Origin of the sequence: Comamonas sp. A23 (genome assembly GCF_004522605.1) — a bacterium.
GTDB classification, from domain to species: domain Bacteria; phylum Pseudomonadota; class Gammaproteobacteria; order Burkholderiales; family Burkholderiaceae_C; genus Comamonas; species Comamonas thiooxydans.
On sequence record NZ_RSDT01000001.1, the window covers coordinates 881369 to 897075 of the forward strand.

15 protein-coding genes are annotated in these 15707 nt (G+C 60.5%); 5 read left to right on the forward strand and 10 right to left on the reverse strand.

The window, feature by feature from the left end:
* Positions 1-3 precede the first annotated feature (3 nt).
* The 3 genes from EIC84_RS04055 to EIC84_RS04065 all read right to left on the reverse strand — a co-directional run bounded on the left by EIC84_RS04055 (position 4) and on the right by EIC84_RS04065 (position 2072).
* Positions 4-318 (reverse strand): DUF2322 family protein, encoded by a 315-nt coding sequence (locus EIC84_RS04055; protein WP_004340880.1) that lies wholly within the window; start codon positions 316-318, stop codon positions 4-6.
* A 61-nt stretch (positions 319-379) separates the two neighbouring features.
* Positions 380-1132: a hypothetical protein gene (locus EIC84_RS04060; protein WP_004340882.1), complete on the reverse strand. Its 753-nt coding sequence runs from the start codon at positions 1130-1132 to the stop codon at positions 380-382.
* Between the two features lie 88 nt (positions 1133-1220).
* Positions 1221-2072 carry a DUF2167 domain-containing protein gene (locus EIC84_RS04065; protein ID WP_004340885.1) on the reverse strand — a complete coding sequence of 284 codons (852 nt, stop codon included), beginning with the start codon at positions 2070-2072 and terminating at the stop codon, positions 1221-1223.
* Positions 2073-2272: 200 nt separating this feature from the next.
* Here EIC84_RS04065 and EIC84_RS04070 point away from each other — a divergent pair, with 200 nt between their 5' ends.
* Positions 2273-3127, forward strand: coding sequence for an aldo/keto reductase (locus EIC84_RS04070; RefSeq protein ID WP_004340887.1), 855 nt, complete (start codon positions 2273-2275; stop codon positions 3125-3127).
* A gap of 33 nt (positions 3128-3160) precedes the next feature.
* On the opposite strand, the gene EIC84_RS04075 is transcribed toward EIC84_RS04070, so the two are convergent.
* On the reverse strand, positions 3161-3868 hold the full coding sequence (locus EIC84_RS04075; protein ID WP_004340889.1) for a hypothetical protein: 708 nt from the start codon (positions 3866-3868) through the stop codon (positions 3161-3163).
* 177 nt (positions 3869-4045) lie between these two features.
* On the opposite strand from EIC84_RS04075, the gene EIC84_RS04080 reads away from it, so the two are divergent.
* Both EIC84_RS04080 and EIC84_RS04085 read left to right on the forward strand, forming a co-directional pair.
* Complete coding sequence (locus EIC84_RS04080; RefSeq protein WP_034362585.1) at positions 4046-5266, forward strand: CynX/NimT family MFS transporter; 1221 nt, start codon at positions 4046-4048, stop codon at positions 5264-5266.
* Positions 5267-5432: 166 nt separating this feature from the next.
* Positions 5433-7187, forward strand: a complete 1755-nt coding sequence (locus EIC84_RS04085; protein WP_004340892.1) for an amidohydrolase — start codon at positions 5433-5435, stop codon at positions 7185-7187.
* Positions 7188-7235: 48 nt separating this feature from the next.
* Here EIC84_RS04085 and EIC84_RS04090 read toward each other — a convergent pair whose 3' ends face one another.
* The 6 genes from EIC84_RS04090 to EIC84_RS04115 all read right to left on the reverse strand — a co-directional run bounded on the left by EIC84_RS04090 (position 7236) and on the right by EIC84_RS04115 (position 12390).
* Positions 7236-8306 carry an aromatic acid exporter family protein gene (locus EIC84_RS04090; RefSeq protein ID WP_004340894.1) on the reverse strand — a complete coding sequence of 357 codons (1071 nt, stop codon included), beginning with the start codon at positions 8304-8306 and terminating at the stop codon, positions 7236-7238.
* Between the two features lie 115 nt (positions 8307-8421).
* Positions 8422-9834, reverse strand: coding sequence for an APC family permease (locus EIC84_RS04095; RefSeq protein ID WP_004340895.1), 1413 nt, complete (start codon positions 9832-9834; stop codon positions 8422-8424).
* Positions 9835-10123: 289 nt separating this feature from the next.
* Positions 10124-10612 (reverse strand): EVE domain-containing protein, encoded by a 489-nt coding sequence (locus EIC84_RS04100; RefSeq protein ID WP_004340897.1) that lies wholly within the window; start codon positions 10610-10612, stop codon positions 10124-10126.
* Positions 10613-10642: 30 nt separating this feature from the next.
* Entirely contained in the window at positions 10643-11248 is a 606-nt protein-coding gene (locus EIC84_RS04105) for a hypothetical protein (RefSeq protein WP_034362540.1), read from the reverse strand.
* Positions 11249-11314: 66 nt separating this feature from the next.
* A complete protein-coding gene (locus EIC84_RS04110; RefSeq protein ID WP_003079200.1) occupies positions 11315-11566 on the reverse strand; it encodes a GlsB/YeaQ/YmgE family stress response membrane protein in 252 nt (83 codons plus the stop codon).
* A 197-nt stretch (positions 11567-11763) separates the two neighbouring features.
* Positions 11764-12390: a C40 family peptidase gene (locus EIC84_RS04115; protein ID WP_034362542.1), complete on the reverse strand. Its 627-nt coding sequence runs from the start codon at positions 12388-12390 to the stop codon at positions 11764-11766.
* 374 nt (positions 12391-12764) lie between these two features.
* Between EIC84_RS04115 and EIC84_RS04120 the strand changes: the two genes are divergently transcribed.
* Entirely contained in the window at positions 12765-13367 is a 603-nt protein-coding gene (locus EIC84_RS04120) for an isochorismatase family protein (protein ID WP_004340903.1), read from the forward strand.
* A gap of 363 nt (positions 13368-13730) precedes the next feature.
* Complete coding sequence (locus tag EIC84_RS04125) at positions 13731-15623, forward strand: propionate--CoA ligase (protein ID WP_004340905.1); 1893 nt, start codon at positions 13731-13733, stop codon at positions 15621-15623.
* The last annotated feature ends 84 nt before the right edge of the window (positions 15624-15707 follow it).

The window sequence follows — 15707 nt, forward strand, 5'->3', positions numbered from 1 at the left end:
CGCTCAGGCTGCAATCACCGTTACGGCATAACCCTTGCCGCTTGCAATCACCTCCAGCAGTCGATCGATATTGGGGTGAGCGCCGGGGCGTGCCTTGGCGTCTTCGGTGTGCTCTGCAAACAGCTGCAGACCCTCTTCGGCGGCGGCGACATTGATGCTGCCATGTTTTGCGTAGAGGGCGTTGTAGACCGTGACAGAGCCGGCCTTGCCAGGCGCATTCGGAATGCTTGCGGCAAGCTTGCCGTCGGAGTCGATCAGCTGTAGCTCGGCGACATGGGCGATGGAGGGAAGTTGCTTGAGGTTGTCGGCAAAGGCCATGGTGTGCTCGCGATGGTCGCTGTGATGGAAGCCGCTATTGTGAGGCAGTCTGATGGTGTGTTCAGCTGCGGGCGCTGTTTTGCTCCAGCACCCGCAGCGCCTGCTGCATCTGCGCAAGCGTTGGCGCATACTCGGGCAGCTCGGCAATTTCATCCATTTCGCGCTGCATCAGCTGCTGAGCCTCTGCTGCAAGGTCCTGCCACTGTGCGGCGCTCATGAGGGCCTGCGCCGTCTGCAGCAAATCGGCTTCAGTCTCGTAGGACAGCGAAAGCTTGCGCACCACATTGAGGGCAAATGGCGGGCACAGCAAAATCTGAAACGCCGTGGAGCGCGCGAAGGCCCGATTGCTGTGGCCCTGCTTGCCGTGGCGCAGGGCCAGCCAGCTCAGGCAGGCCGTGCTCAGATAGATCAGCGCGAGTGCGATCAGCTGCAGCAGCTCGGAATGCAGCACCAGCAAGGCAGCGGGGAGACAGAGAAACAGCAGCGCAGCCAGCAGATACAGCGGCAGCGCAAACGCTTTGAAACTGCGGGCATGTGCCTCCACTGCCTTTGAAAATACCGCCTCACCGGGCAGATGAATCCGCGTGGTGCTCCAGCGCTGCCGGTAGACGGGCTGGTGTAGTGCAAGAACAGGCAGCCATAGCAGGCGATTCTGACGCAGCTCGAAGCCCCGGCTGGCCAGCTGTGCCCGCCATCCCGAGCGTAGCGGGCGCAGCAAACCCTCTTCTGGCTTGAGCAGCAAGGCCGCGTCATAAAGATAGAACAGGACAATGGCCAGAACTACCTGCAGCTGCGTGGAGATCGTGAAGTACAAGACGGCTTTCGAGACAAGACAAACCCCGCGATCTTAGCGATGCGCGGGGCGGGGTTACAGGGGTTGAAGCCGCGACCGACCGACTGTCTTATTCTGCGGCTTTCTTGCGGCCAAACAATTTGCCTATGCCTGCGAACAGCGCGACCGCTGCGGCTGCAATGATCTTCCAGCCTGCTGCCAGAAAGCCTGCAATCGCACCCCAAAGGCCTTTCTTTGTGGCCACTGCGGCAGCTCCGCCGAGCACCAGTGCACCCAGGCCGATGGCGGCGACCTTGTCACCGTTCTTGAACTCGGCATAGGTCTGGCCACTGTTGTAGTCGAAGCCGGCGAGTACTTTCTTGAATTCATCGGTGTTCTGGGCCAGTGTGGCGGTGTCGGAGACCAGGGTGGCAGTCATCACGCCGCTGCGGCCCAGAATGCGCGAGGTGTAGTTGACATTCTTCTCGCCCGACTCGCCGCGCAGACGCAGACCCCATTCCAGTCGCTTGGTGGCTGTGTCGTAATGTGGGGGAACTTGCCAGCCATCGGTGTACAGCGCTTCAAGACCCAGCTTCTTGCGCTGTTCGTTGCCGGCCTTGTCACCTGACTGCATGGATTTGAGCAAGTCGTCGGCATCGATTTTTTCGTCGTCCTTCACGTAGCCAGTGTCGTCATACGAAAACACGGCAAACCAGTCCAGCGATTTGGGGGCTATCAGAAAGTGATCGCTGCTGGGTGGGTTGCCAAATGCCTGCAACAGCTTGGATGTGTCGGCCTCGCCGAGAAAGGCATAGCCCGATGGAATCTTGACGCTGGCCTTGTCAGCGATTTCTCCCTTGCCGCTTTCCTGCCAGCGCAGGGCCTTGATTTCAGGCGGCAACTCCTGAGTGGCTTCGGTCTTGGCCCAGACGCCCAGAGAAAGTGACAGGCCGAGAACGGCGGCCGCGATGGACTTGAACATTCAATGAACTCCCGTGTTATGAATTTATTGAGGATTGCTATTGGTAATAGCGAACTTGATTTCACATTCGCATTCGAATCATCAGTCGTTGATTCGCACGCGAAGCATAACGCGGCTCAAACTGAGCTGACAAAATTAGCAGGATTGATGGAATAAAGCGTCAGTAATATCGGACAAAAAGCATGTTTTAAAGATTTTTCATGGGGATTGATCATATGCACAGTGCCATATCATTCTTGCAGGGACATGCCAATCTGGGCATGGGCAGCTGGCACCTTGGCCAGGGGCGGCGTAGCCGGGACGAGGAGAAAGCGGCCTTGCTCACCGGATTGCAACTCGGCCTGAGCGTGATCGACACCGCCGAGATGTATGGCGACGGTCTTTCCGAAGAACTGATTGGCGATGTGCTGCGTGACTGGCCGCCAAGTCGGCCCCGGCCTTTTCTGGTCAGCAAGGTGCTACCCATGCATGCCAGCCGCAAGGGAGTGATGCGTGCGTTCGAGGCCAGCGCCCATAAGCTGGGAGTGGGCTGTATCGACCTCTATTTACTCCACTGGCGCGGAAATACGCCGCTGGCCGAGACGGTAGCCGCGTTTGAGGACCTTAAGACGCAGGGCAAGATTCGCCATTGGGGCGTTTCCAATTTCGACATCGACGATATGCAGGAGCTGTGGCAAGTTCCCGGCGGACGCAACTGCGTGGTCAATCAGGTGCTCTACAACGTTTTCAGCCGCGGCATCGAATATGACTTGCTGCCCTGGTGTCAGAAGAACGGCGTGACCGTGATGGCTTATTGCCCGCTAGGACATGGAGAGCTGATTGAGCACAGCCTGCTGGCTGAAATAGGTGATCGTCATGGTGTCGGTGCCAGTGTGGTGGCTCTGGCCTGGGCTCTGCGCAGCGGCAAAGTGCTGGCGATTCCCGAGAGCGGCTCCGAAGACCATGTCCGAGACAACGCCCGTGCACTGCAGCTCAAGCTCGGCCCGGAGGAGCTGGCACTGATCGATGCTGCCTCGCCTCCACCGCGCTTCAAGCAGCCGCTGGACATTCTCTGAGCAAGAAGGGCCTGAGGCTTGGGCGGGGCGGTGTCATGAGCGACGGTCCGTGAGATCCTCGCTGCCCGTACCAGCACTCAGACCTGAGCCCAGTCCGGCGCCCAGTCCCAGGCCTCCCGCTCCCATGCTTGCACCCTGAGCGCCTGCGCCACTGCGACCGCCCGAACCCTGAGCTTCACCGGCCTTGCGATTCCCTCCGGCGCCCCCGGTACTCGGCCTTGCCGGGCCCTGGGACGGTATCTGGAGATGCGAGGGAATGGGTTCAAGATCCAGGGCGTCGCGGATAAAGCCGCGCAGCGAGGTGACCAGCGCGGCGGTCTCGATAGGTCGACCGGCCACCATATCCTGGGCGGCCCGGGCGGCCAGTTCCACCTGCTCCTCGGTACCCAGCAGGATGATGTCGGACAGAGCGGCTTCCACGGCATCCCGGATACGACGCCGGCGCTCGTTCAGGCTAGCTCCGGCTGGCGGTTGCGGCGGCGTCTCATCGTTTTGCCTGAGCTCGCGCAGATGCAGAGGGCTCACGCTCAGCGTGCCGGTAAACGAGCTACCCAGCGTTTTGTAGGCGGCGATCAAGGTCTTGAGTCGTTCGTTGATCTGCCGGTTCTCACGCTCGCGTCGTTTTTGCACGGTCTGCATGAACAACAGGCGAATGCCCATCATCAGGCAGGTCACCAGCAACAGGCCCAGCACGGTGGAGAGCAAGGAGGTCCAGGAGCTGAAATCAAGCGAAGAGAGCATGGAGTTCTTTCAAACGGAGTCGTCGGCCATGAAAGCGAGTTTGCACAATTTTTACGCGATCAGGGCGAGAGTGGCATGCTCCGACAGCGCTTGCAGCAAAGCTTGTCAATCAGTCTCGCGTTTTGCCATATGCTAGATAGTTGACATATCACCTAGCTGAGAAAAAGAGACAACGTGGTGGAGCCTGTGACTAACCGGGGTCTGAACCCCTCATGGATCATCGTCGCAGCGGGCGTCAGTGCCTCGCTGCATGTGGGCAAGCTGCCGCCCGCCGTGCCCCTGCTGCAGCAGCAACTGGGCGTGTCCCTGGTGCAGGCCGGATTTCTGCTCTCCACCGTTCAGGTGGCGGGCATGGTGCTGGGCCTGGTGGTGGGCCTGGGCGCCGACAAATGGGGTCTGCGTCGCAGCTTGCTGATGGGGCTGTTGTTGATGGCGCTGTCCAGCATGGTGGGTGCTGCGGCCACGGACTTCACCTGGCTGCTGGCGCTGCGTGCTTTGGAAGGTCTGGGCTTTTTGCTGGTTGCCATGCCTGCTCCAGGGCTGATTCGTCGCAGCGTCAAGCCGTCAGAACTGGGGGCGCGCATGGGCTGGTGGGGCTCTTATATGCCCATTGGCAGTGCCATGGGCTTGCTGCTTGGGCCCTGGGTGCTGCAGGCGACCAGTTGGCAGACCTGGTGGCTTGCACTGGGCTGTACCTCCGCCTTGGCGGCCTATGCCGTCTGGCGCATGGTGCCTGCGGATGCTGCTGCAACTGCAGCCGTCGCAGCCACTGCCGATGAGGGATGGCGTCCGCGTCTGGCGCTCACATTGCGCAGCCCCGGCCCCTGGCTGGTGTCACTGGGCTTTATGGTGTATTCGGGTCAGTGGATGGGCATTGTCGGCTTTCTGCCCACGCTTTATTCGGAAGCAGGACTCAGTGCCAAGCTGGCCGGCCTGCTGACGGCCGTGGTCGCCGCCAGCAATATGCTGGGCAATGTGGCTGCAGGCAGGTTGTTGCATCGCGGCTGGAGTCCTGCGCGCTGCCTGCAGACCGGCTATGTGCTGATGGGGCTGACGGCGCTGCTGGCCTATGTGCAGATCGGGGGCGAGCCGCTGGCTCCTCTGTGGCTGCGCTTTGTGGCCGTGGCACTGTTCTCGGCGACGGGCGGCCTGATACCAGCGACCTTGTTCACAACGGCCATGCATCTGGCGCCCAGCCAGGCCACGGTGTCAACCACCGTGGGTTTCATGCAGCAATGGTCTTGCGTGGGGCAGTTCGCAGGTCCGCCGCTGGTGGCGGCCGTGGCCATGCAGATGGGCGGCTGGCAGTTCACCTGGTTGGTGACGGGCAGCATGTGCGTGCTGGGCTGGTTGCTGGCGCTGGGAGTGGGGCGTTGCTGGAGCCGCCTCAGGGCCTGAGACCAGCGAATGATGCTCTGTATTTATGAGCTTTCAGTTCTTGTCGGATAGGTGCGGTAGCCCGATTTGATGCATTGTTTTGAGTTGGCACACAGGACTCAATTGCCAGCTCAAGCATGATTCGAGTCTGAACTGCGGTTACGCTGCAGTCTTGTGGAGGTTCATGATGCAAAAGCGCCAGTTTCTCGCCACCGCAGCTTCGCTGACGGCATTGTCCTCAACGCCCTGGCTCGCGGGCTGTGCCTCGCGTCGTACCAAGACGGCGGTCAAGCCTGCCGAGCTGATCTATTACGGCGGCCCGATTCTCACCATGAATGACGCACGGCCTCAGGTGGAGGCCGTGGCCGTTGGCGCCGGGATGATTACTGCCATTGGCTCGGCTCAGGAGCTGGAGGCCTTGCGCGGTGCTGCCACGCGCATGGTGGACTTGCAGGGGCGCACGCTTATTCCGGGCTTTGTGGACCCGCACAGCCATATCGGCGGCGTCGGCCTGCAGGCCATTTCCGCCAATCTGCTGCCTCCGCCCGACGGCGGCAATGCCTCTATCGCCGACTTGCAGCAGACGCTGCGCGAGTACATCCAGACCTCGCCCGAGGTCAAACAACTGGGCATCGTGCTCGGTTTTGGCTATGACGATTCCCAGCTCCAGGAGCGGCGTCATCCCACACGCGACGACCTCGATGCCGTCTCCCGTGATCTGCCGATTGCCGTGATTCACCAGTCCGGGCACTTCGGTGCACTCAATTCCGCGGCCCTGGCCCGTGCCGGCATCGGTCCTGGCACTCCCAATCCAGAGGGCGGCGTGATCCGCCGCCGTGCCGGCAGCCCGGTGCCCAACGGGGTGCTGGAGGAGAACGCCTTCTTCCACAGCCTGGGCAGGATCATGCCCAAGCTCACGCTGGAGCAATCCATGGACTGGCTGGAAAAAGCCCAGCAGCTCTATCTGGAGTTCGGCTATACCACGGTGCAGGACGGTCGCTCCGATGCAGGAGCCATTGCCTCGGCCATGGCGGCTGCCGAGTCGCGTCGGCTGGTCATCGATGTGGTGTCCTATCCCGACATACTGCAACTGGGCGACGGCGCGCTGGCCAACAAGCTCAAGTTCAGCCGCAGCTATACCAATCGCTTCCGCATTGGCGGTGTCAAGCTCACGCTCGATGGCTCGCCCCAGGGCAAGACCGCCTGGCTGACCGAGCCCTATCTAGTGCCGCCCGATGGCCAGCAGCCCGGCTATCGTGGCTACGGGGTGCTCAGCGATGTCAGGGCCAATGAGCAGGTGGCCAAGGCCATCCACAACGGCTGGCAGATTCTGGTGCATGGCAACGGTGATGCGGCGATCGATCAGTTCATCGCAGCCGTACGCGCCAGCGGTCCCGTGGAGCAGGCGCGTGCCTTACGCCCGGTGCTGATCCACGGACAGACGCTGCGGCGCGACCAGGTGAGCCAGCTCAAGGAGCTGGGCATTTTCCCGTCGCTGTTTCCCATGCATACCTTTTACTGGGGCGATTGGCACCATGACTCGGTGCTGGGCGATCCGCGTGCGCAGAACATCTCGCCAACGGGCTGGGTGCTGGCCGAGGGCATGGTGTTCACCTCTCACCATGATGCGCCTGTGGCCCTGCCGTCGTCGATGCGTGTGCTCGATGCCACGGTGAATCGCACCACGCGCTCGGGTCGTGTGCTGGGGCCCGAGCATCGCGTCTCGCCCTGGGTGGCGCTCAAGGCGCAGACCATCTGGTCGGCCTACCAGCATTTCGAGGAAGACCGAAAGGGCTCCATCGAGGTCGGCAAGCTGGCCGATCTGGTCGTGCTTTCGGGCAACCCGCTGACCGTGGAGCCTCATCAGCTTGCCAGTCTCCAGGTGCTGGAGACCATCAAGGAAGGGCGCACGGTTTACAAGCGCGATGGGGCAAACTTCTGATTTGAGAGCCGCTCGCAATTGATAGGTATGCGTTTGGGTGAATGTCTTTCACGCATCGCGCGAGCCGATAAGGGCACGCAACGCACGCTCCAGTTGCCGGGCGTTCTCATGCACCAGCAGCCATTCGGGCTGCAGTACTTCCGTTGGTGCAGGTGATGCAGGGCTGCTATCCATGGTCGCCAGTGGATCATCGGCTCTGAGTGCGACCACGGTTGGCTGGTTGGCCAGATCCAGACAGGCATGCGTCAGCCAGCGGCAGTAGTCCGCTATTGCCGCTGGCGGTGGCATCCCGGTGTGGGCGGTGGCACGATTCAGACTTTCGGCCAGCAGCAGAGCCGTGGCATAGACGCGCACGGCATGGCGGTCATAGCGGCGGGTGACAAAAGCCAGTCGCTCTGCATTGAGTCGTCCGCGCAGGGACCAGCGGCGCGAGGAATGGGCCTGGCCTACGGCGGCGCGCAGGGCGGCCAGCGATTCATGGGCCAGTGATAGCTGGCCAAGAGCGGTTTCGGCTGCATCGGCTTTTTGCTGCTGGCAGGCCTTGAGAATCAGGTCCAGACCGTTGGCAAGCTGCTTGAGAAAGATCGAGGCGGCCCGGCCCATATCCTTGATGGGATTGGAGGTCAGCAACACCTGGCTGAAGATAAGCCCGACCGCCGCACCGACCGTGACGTCCAGCAGACGGGCTCCACCCGCCATGCTGGGGCCGAGCACCAGCACCAGAATCACCGAGACCCCGGCTTGAATCGGCACCACGGGCGCGGGGCCGATGATGGCGCCGAGCAGGATGGAGAGAAATGCGCCCAGACTCATGCGCAGCAACAGATGCTGCTCTGGCAACTGCCACAGCAGATCGCCGATCACGATGCCCAGTGTGCAGCCGATGAGCAGACTGCGCGCCTGTTTCAGATGGCTGGGCAGTCCAGGGGCGAGGCAGATTACGGCGGTGACCACGGCGAAGGCGGGCTTGGGGTGGCCCCAAAGCTGCTGGGCGATGACCCAGGCCAGCATGCTGGCCAGTGCGGCGGCAATCGCATCACGCAGGGCCAGCCTGGCCCGCGATGGAAAAGTGGTCTTGGCACGGCGCCAGGCCAGCATGAACGGGGTGCTCCAGCGCAATCTCAAACTCCTTGGTGTGGCGGTCGATCAGACTCTGATCCAGGGATGTTAGAGGGCGCCATGAGATTGCCCTGTGGGAAATACGCCACGCCACCCGAAAATGCAGTCCAGCGGATCAGTCTGCCGAGTCGTCGTACTGGGGCGGGGTCCTGCGAAAGCCACTGGTGATGATGGCCAGATAGGCAAGCCCGATGCAGCCCCAGATGAGGCCCGAGCTCAGCGAGCTGGGCTCCACTTCCAGCCACATGGCGCCTACGCTGATGAAGCCCAGCACCGGGGTGACAAGATAGCGCAGCAGGTCGCCCGGTCTGTGCCAGCGGCCCTGGCGCCACATATATTCGGCCAGCACCGACAGATTGACAAAACTGAAAGCCGTCAGCGCGCCGAAGCTGATCAGGGCGACCACATATTCCAGGCTCAGAAAGCCAGCGGTCAGCGCCACTGCGCCCACCAGCACAATGTTGTAGGAAGGCGTGAAGGACTTGGGGCTGATGTGGCCGAAGAAGCGCTGGTGGATCACACCATCGCGGCCCATGACATACATCAGTCGCGATACACCAGCGTGAGCCGCGATGCCCGAGGCCATGACGGTGACGATGGCAAAGGACAGCACCACTGACTTGAACAGCGCGCCGCCCACCAGATAGAGGATCTCGGGCTGGGTTTCGTCCACGGCCTCGAAGTACTGACCGGGGTCGCCCGGGAAATAGAGCTGCAGAAAATACGTGGCCACGATGAAGATCAGGCCGGAAATAAGCGCCGTCAGAAAAATGGCCTTGGGCAGGGTGTTTCGGGTGTCGTGAGTTTCTTCGGCCAGTGAGCTCAGCGAGTCGAACCCCGTGAACGAAAAGCAAAGAACGGTGGCTCCCGTAATCAGCGCACCGATCTCGGCCTGGGCGCTCCACAAGGGCGACAGTGTCCACAGGCCCAAGCCGCCATGCTCGGCAATCGCACCCAGGGCATTGCGGCCCGCATGCAGATCGCGCCAGACCATGCAGGTGAAGACGGCGATGACGAGCAACTGGAAGAAGACGATCAAGCCATTGAAATGGGCGACGAAGCGGATGCCGCGCAGGTTCACGCAAACCATCAGCGCGGTCAGGCCGACGATCCAGACCCAGTGGTTGACCTCGGGGAACATGGATGTCAGATAGATCCTGGCCAGCAGGATATTGACCATGGGCGAGAGCAGATAGTCCAGCAACGAGGACCAGCCCACCATGAAGCCCACATTGGGGTGAATGGCCTTTTGCGCATAGGTATAGGCCGAGCCCGAGGAGGGGTAGCGGCGGATCATGTGGCCGTAACTCAGCGAGGTCAGCAGCACGGCCAGCAAGGCAACAAAGTAGGAGGTGGGCACATGCTGCAGCGAATCGCGCGAGACCATGCCGAAAGTGTCCAGCAATGTCATCGGCTGGATATAGGCCAGGCCGATGATGACCACATGCCATAGCAGCAGAGTCTTTTGCAGGCCGGCAGAAGCAGGGGGCGAGGCAGCCTGGGCTGGGTGATCGGTCAGTGCAGTCATCTTCTACAAGAACAAGAGAGCCGACGCAAAACTTGCACCGGCCTGCTCGTGGCAATGCACCGCAGAGATGAGTCCCAGCTTGGTTGCCACTGTGTTATCAATGGTTTGGGCACACCCCGAAGCAGGGCGCCGTTCTTGGGTTCCGCTGAACCTCGGGTCGGGCAACAGCGAAAAGCCGGCATTATCGGCTTTTGTTACTGCCGAGGTTGCTTATGATGAAAATCGCATTAAGTTCAAGGCGGTATCGGCACAGCTTGCTATGACTAGAAGAGCATACACATGCTCAGCCTCAACTCCCTTGCAGTAGAGACTGAATGCATTGCCATTCGGCTTCGGTCACTGGGGTAATGGAGAGACGATTGCCTTTTTGCAGCACGCGCATCTGCGCCAGTTGAGGTTGCTCGCGTAGCTCTGGCATCAGCAGGGGGCGGATCTTTTTCAAGGCCTGCACATCCAGCATAAGCCAGCGCGGTTTGTCGTTCTGGGACTTGGGGTCGTAATAGGGGTCCGCAGGGTCGAACTGGGAAGGGTCCACGCGCAGATTGCCGGCAATGCGGGCAATGCCGTAAATCCCAGGTTCGGCGCAACTGGAATGCCAGTACAGCACGCCGTCACCCGCCTGCATGTCGTCACGCATGAAATTGCGTGCCTGGTAATTGCGCACGCCATTCCAGGCAATGGTCTGCTCGGGGGACGCCAGAGCATGGTCGATGGAGTACTCGTCGGGCTCGTTCTTCATGAGCCAGTAACGATGGGCTTGGAGGCTGCTGTCGTTCATAGGTGCATTGTCGGCGAGGAGGTTGCTGTCTCAGTCATCACGATCTCGCTGCCAGGGACCGCGATCCTGCTGCCAATTGCGCACCAGATCGCTATTGCGTTGCAGCAGATTTCGGGTGTCCAGCCAGCGGCCAGGAATGTCCAGCTCGGCTTCTTCCACCACCCGCATACAGTCCTGAATATGGCGCTCGCCCAGATAGCGCAGAGTCGCGTAGCCTATGGATGCAGCTGCGAGCTGGCCCAGTAGCGGCACATATCTGGCGGCCTGCTTGGTGCTCATGCGCAAACCCATGGCTTTGCCGAGGCGCAGCACCATGTCGCGGGTGATGAACTTGCCGATCAGCACGGAGCCAACCATGGCGATGGCTTTCTGGACTTGCTCGCGCTTTCCTGGCGTGAGTTGGTCGAGTTGCTCTGGCGTCAATCCGAACTCCTGGTTGATGCGTGGATAGAGCTGTGCGAGCAGGGCTGCATCTGCAGCCCAGTCCAGACCGGGTATGGGAATGGCACTGGCGGCAGCGCTGACGAGTGCCCGTCTTCTCAGTAGTTTGCGGGCCCTTTCAGCGGCTTGGGCAATGTCTTTGCGCTCCGCTCTGGTCGCACTAAGGTTTCTGAAGCTCGGGTCTTTTTTCCACATATTCGATAAGGAGATGACGGAAATAGAAAAAGGGGCTTGTCGGCCCCTTTTGGTCGGAATTCAGATTCAGTTGGCCTTACCGCGCACCATGCCATAAATAAACAAAAGAATCACGGCCCCAATGACCGATGCGATCCAGCCTGCGGTTTGCCCGGGCTGGTACCAGCCCATGGCCGAGCCCAGATAGGTTGCTACAAACGAGCCGACGATACCGAGAAGAATCGTCATGATCCAGCCCATGCTGTCATTGCCGGGCTTGATGGCCCGCGCAATCAAACCGACGATAAGACCGACGATGATGGTTCCGATGATGGACATATTTTGTTCCCTGTTGGTGCTTTGACGAAAGTGACTCTACGCGGCCCGGCAGATCGACTCTGTCGGACGATTCTGAATGTCGGCGCGAGCGTGGTTCTTGCATGAAAACATGCGGCGGCATGGGCTACATCAGAGCTCAAGGAAAAAACAAAAACGCCTGCAGAAAGCAGGCGTTTTGGTCGAGCTCTGATTCAAAATCAAGGCTGCAACGGACCCAGGGCGCTATATGCAGCAGCCGTGGTTGCCGAAGCGTCAGCACCTTCGACGCGGCGGGCGCCGTCAAAGCGGCGAGCCCAGTAGGAGGTCTGCATGCTTTCCACACGTACGCTGGCACCGGTGCGCGGTGCATGGATGAATTTGCCATCACCCACGTAGATACCCACATGGCTGAATGTGCGGCGCATGGTGTTGAAGAACACCAGATCACCGGGCTTGAGGTCGCTGCGGTCAATTTGCTGAGTGGCATTGGCCTGTTCGGCAGAGACGCGAGGCAGAACCTTGCCCATGGTCTGGGAGTAGATGGCCCGCACAAAACCGCTGCAGTCGAAGCCGGTTTCTGCATTGGTGCCGCCCAGGCGATAGGGAACCCCAAGGAAGCCCATGGCCGTCACCACCAGATCGGAGGTTTTTTCGGCCACGTTCTGACGTGCTTCGCGCACGAAATCAGTCGTCTTCTCGGCCACGGAGTGTCGAGCTTCACGCAACTGGGTGATGAGGCCGCGGTTGACCAGCAACTGGGCCATGTCGTCGTCACGCTGCTCGCTAGGCGCTGCGTGCGCTGAGGTAACGCCGACAAATAGAAGTGCAATAATCCATCGGGACATGGGGCGTGAGGGTAACACGTTCATTTGTAGGATGGGGGCTCTATTTCCAATTTTTTCTCTTGGTTTTTGATGCGGCACAGCAAGTGAGCTGCGGGCATAAGCTTATTGCGTGAGGTGCTCTCAAATTTGCAGCGTATTGCAGTACGTAATTTCCCCATTCTGGTGAATGCGGGTCGGGAATGCGCCAATTCATGGTATTGACATGCGAAAGGCGTTGCATTGGCAGACTTTCTGCCCCGACATGCGCTTGCAGCGACAATAGCGCCATCGATTGCAGCCGATGCGACACGCTTCCTCAGCGCGCCGTGCGTCTGTCCTGCGCGAGCGCTGCGCTTTTTAGCAGTGGCTTGACACGGTTTTAAGAAAGATTTGCCATGTTGTTAGAAGCTTCCGAGTCGCAACTGGTTCTGGTGGACTACCAGGACAAGCTGATGCCCGTCATTCACGAAGGCGCGCAAGCGCTGGCCAATGCCGTCAAGCTGGCCAAGATGGCGCAGCTGCTGGATGTGCCTGTCTGGGGAACTGAGCAGAACCCCTCGCGCCTTGGCGCCAATAATGCGGAACTGAAGGCGCTGTGCCAGAAGACGCTGGAGAAAATGTATTTCAGCGCCGTGCCGGAGGGGCTGGGTGAATGGCTGCGTCCTCCTGCCAAGCCGCAGGGCGGCAATGCGCGCAGCCTGCCCAAGCATCTGCAAAAGCCCCAGCAGCAGGCGCCCGAGCGCAATATGGTGGTGATTGCCGGCTGCGAAACCCATGTCTGTCTGTTGCAGACGGCGCTGGAGCTGCTGGAAGACGAGTTCGATGTGTGGGTGGTGACGGATGCTTGCGGCTCGCGCACCGAGCGTAACCGCGATGCAGCGTTTGACCGTTTGGCGGGCGCCGGCGCCGAACTGGTGACCACCGAGATGGTGATGTTCGAGTGGCTGCGCACCTGCGAAGACCCTGCCTTCAAGGAGATGCTGGCTCTGGTCAAGTAATCGCTTGCAGCTATTCAGGAAATAAGCGCCTTCTGGGCGCTTTTTCTTTTGGCTGCGCGCTGATCGCCACATTCCGATCCAGTGGCGCTCAGATCCCAGGAATCGCTGCCTAGCTTGCAGATGTTCTCCATGGGGTGTCCACCGGGGAGTCAGGAGCACTATGTCATACCTCATGGCACGGCGGACACGAATTCCTAGAAGATGGTTTCAAGGAGGACCCAGGAACTGAACGTGCTTGGGCCGGTGCTCTGATGCGGCGTTGATGCGATAGTCAAGTGTTGTCAGTTTTTGGCAAGCGCGTTATGAATAATTATGAATTCAGAAAACTCTCTGCAGAAGACGGAGAGTCAAGGAGACATATTCATGACCACGCGTTTCGAAGATTTTTATCAGCGTTCCATTCATGACCGCGACGGCTTCTGGGCGGAGCAGGCCGGCCTGATCGATTGGCAGCAGAAGCCGCAGCAGATCTGTGACTACAGCAACCCGCCATTCGCCAAATGGTTTGTGGGCGGCACAACGAATCTTTGTCATAACGCCATTGACCGCCATCTGGCAGAGCGCGGCGATCAGAACGCGTTGATCGCCATTTCCACCGAAACCCAGACCGAGAAGGTCTACAGCTACCGTGAGCTGCATGCGGAAGTCAACCGCATGGCCGCCGTGTTGCAGTCGCTGGGTGTGCAAAAAGGCGACCGCGTGCAGATCTATATGCCCATGGTTGCCGAGGCCTGCTTTGCCATGCTGGCCTGCGTGCGTCTGGGCGCCATTCACTCCGTGGTGTTCGGCGGCTTTGCCTCGGGCGCGCTGGCGTCGCGCATCGATGATGCCGAACCCAAGGTCATCATCAGCGCCGATGCGGGCTCGCGTGGCGGCCGTGTCGTGGCTTACAAGCCTTTGCTGGATGAAGCGCTCAGGCAATCCAGCCACCAGCCCGCTGCCGTGCTGATGGTCAACCGCGGGCTGGCCGAAATGCCCATGAAGGCAGGTCGCGACCATGACTGGTCGGCCTTGCGCGCCCGGCACATGAATGCACGGGTGGATTGCGTCTGGGTGGAGTCAACCCATCCCAGCTACACCCTCTATACCAGCGGCACCACAGGCAAGCCCAAGGGCGTGCAGCGCGATACGGGCGGCTATACCGTGGCGCTGGCGGCCAGCATGCCGCATATCTTCGATGCCCAGGCCGGACAGACCTTCTTCTGCACCAGCGACATCGGCTGGGTCGTGGGTCATAGCTACATCATCTATGCGCCGTTGATTGCGGGCATGGCTACGGTGATGTATGAGGGCCTGCCAGTCAACCCCGATGCCGGCATCTGGTGGAGCATTGTCGAGAAATACAAGGTCACGCACATGTTCTCGGCGCCGACGGCGATTCGCGTGCTCAAAAAGCATGATGCGGATTACCTCAAGCGCTACGACATCTCCAGCCTCAAGGCCCTGTGGCTGGCTGGCGAGCCGCTTGACGAGCCCACTGCGGCCTGGATCAGCCAGGCCATCAACAAGCCCATCATCGACAACTACTGGCAGACTGAGACCGGCTGGCCCATCATGACGCTGTGCAACGGCGTGCAAAAGCAGGCCACGCGTTTTGGCAGTCCGGGCCGGGCGGTCTACGGTTACAACGTCAAGCTCATCGATGACGCCAGCGGCGAGGAGTTGACTCAGGCGAATCAGAAGGGCGTGCTGGCGATTGAAGGTCCGCTGCCGCCCGGTTGCATGCAGACGGTCTGGCGTGACGACAACCGCTTTGTCAACACTTACTGGAAGAGCATTCCGGGTCGGCTGATCTACAGCACCTTCGACTGGGGCATCCGTGACGAGGACGGCTACTACTTCATTCTTGGCCGTACCGACGATGTGATCAATGTGGCGGGCCATCGCCTGGGCACGCGCGAGATCGAGGAGAGCATCTCTGCCCATGCCCAGATTGCCGAAGTGGCCGTGGTTGGCGTCGCCGACAATCTCAAGGGCCAGGCTGCGCTGGCCTTTGCCGTGGTGCGCGATGCAGCCTTGGTGGCAGATGAGGTCTCCAGCAAGGCCCTCGAAGCCGATGTGATGAAGCTGGTCGACTCGCGTCTGGGTGCGGTTGCGCGTCCGTCTCGTGTGATCTTCGTCACGGCTCTGCCCAAGACGCGCAGCGGCAAGCTGCTGCGCCGGGCCCTGCAGGCCGTGGCCGAAGGTCGTGACCCTGGTGATCTGAGCACCATGGAGGATCCTGCGGCCCTGGCTCAGGTCCAGCAACGCTTGTAACTTCAGCAAGCCGTAGCCTGCGGTGATGGCCCTCAAAATCACCACAGTCCAGGCAAGGCCCATCCTGCAGCAAATTCCGTCGTC

Bases quoted from the DNA above. Each gene is read 5' to 3' on its own strand.
- EIC84_RS04055 (WP_004340880.1), bottom strand. From the start codon at position 318: ATGGCCTTTGCCGACAACCTCAAGCAACTTCCCTCCATCGCCCATGTC.
- EIC84_RS04065 (WP_004340885.1), bottom strand. From the start codon at position 2,072: ATGTTCAAGTCCATCGCGGCCGCCGTTCTCGGCCTGTCACTTTCTCTG.
- EIC84_RS04070 (WP_004340887.1), top strand. From the start codon at position 2,273: ATGGGGATTGATCATATGCACAGTGCCATATCATTCTTGCAGGGACAT.
- EIC84_RS04075 (WP_004340889.1), bottom strand. From the start codon at position 3,868: ATGCTCTCTTCGCTTGATTTCAGCTCCTGGACCTCCTTGCTCTCCACC.
- EIC84_RS04085 (WP_004340892.1), top strand. From the start codon at position 5,433: ATGCAAAAGCGCCAGTTTCTCGCCACCGCAGCTTCGCTGACGGCATTG.
- EIC84_RS04095 (WP_004340895.1), bottom strand. From the start codon at position 9,834: ATGACTGCACTGACCGATCACCCAGCCCAGGCTGCCTCGCCCCCTGCT.
- EIC84_RS04100 (WP_004340897.1), bottom strand. From the start codon at position 10,612: ATGAACGACAGCAGCCTCCAAGCCCATCGTTACTGGCTCATGAAGAAC.
- EIC84_RS04105 (WP_034362540.1), bottom strand. From the start codon at position 11,248: ATGTGGAAAAAAGACCCGAGCTTCAGAAACCTTAGTGCGACCAGAGCG.
- EIC84_RS04110 (WP_003079200.1), bottom strand. From the start codon at position 11,566: ATGTCCATCATCGGAACCATCATCGTCGGTCTTATCGTCGGTTTGATT.
- EIC84_RS04115 (WP_034362542.1), bottom strand. From the start codon at position 12,390: ATGTCCCGATGGATTATTGCACTTCTATTTGTCGGCGTTACCTCAGCG.
- EIC84_RS04120 (WP_004340903.1), top strand. From the start codon at position 12,765: ATGTTGTTAGAAGCTTCCGAGTCGCAACTGGTTCTGGTGGACTACCAG.
- EIC84_RS04125 (WP_004340905.1), top strand. From the start codon at position 13,731: ATGACCACGCGTTTCGAAGATTTTTATCAGCGTTCCATTCATGACCGC.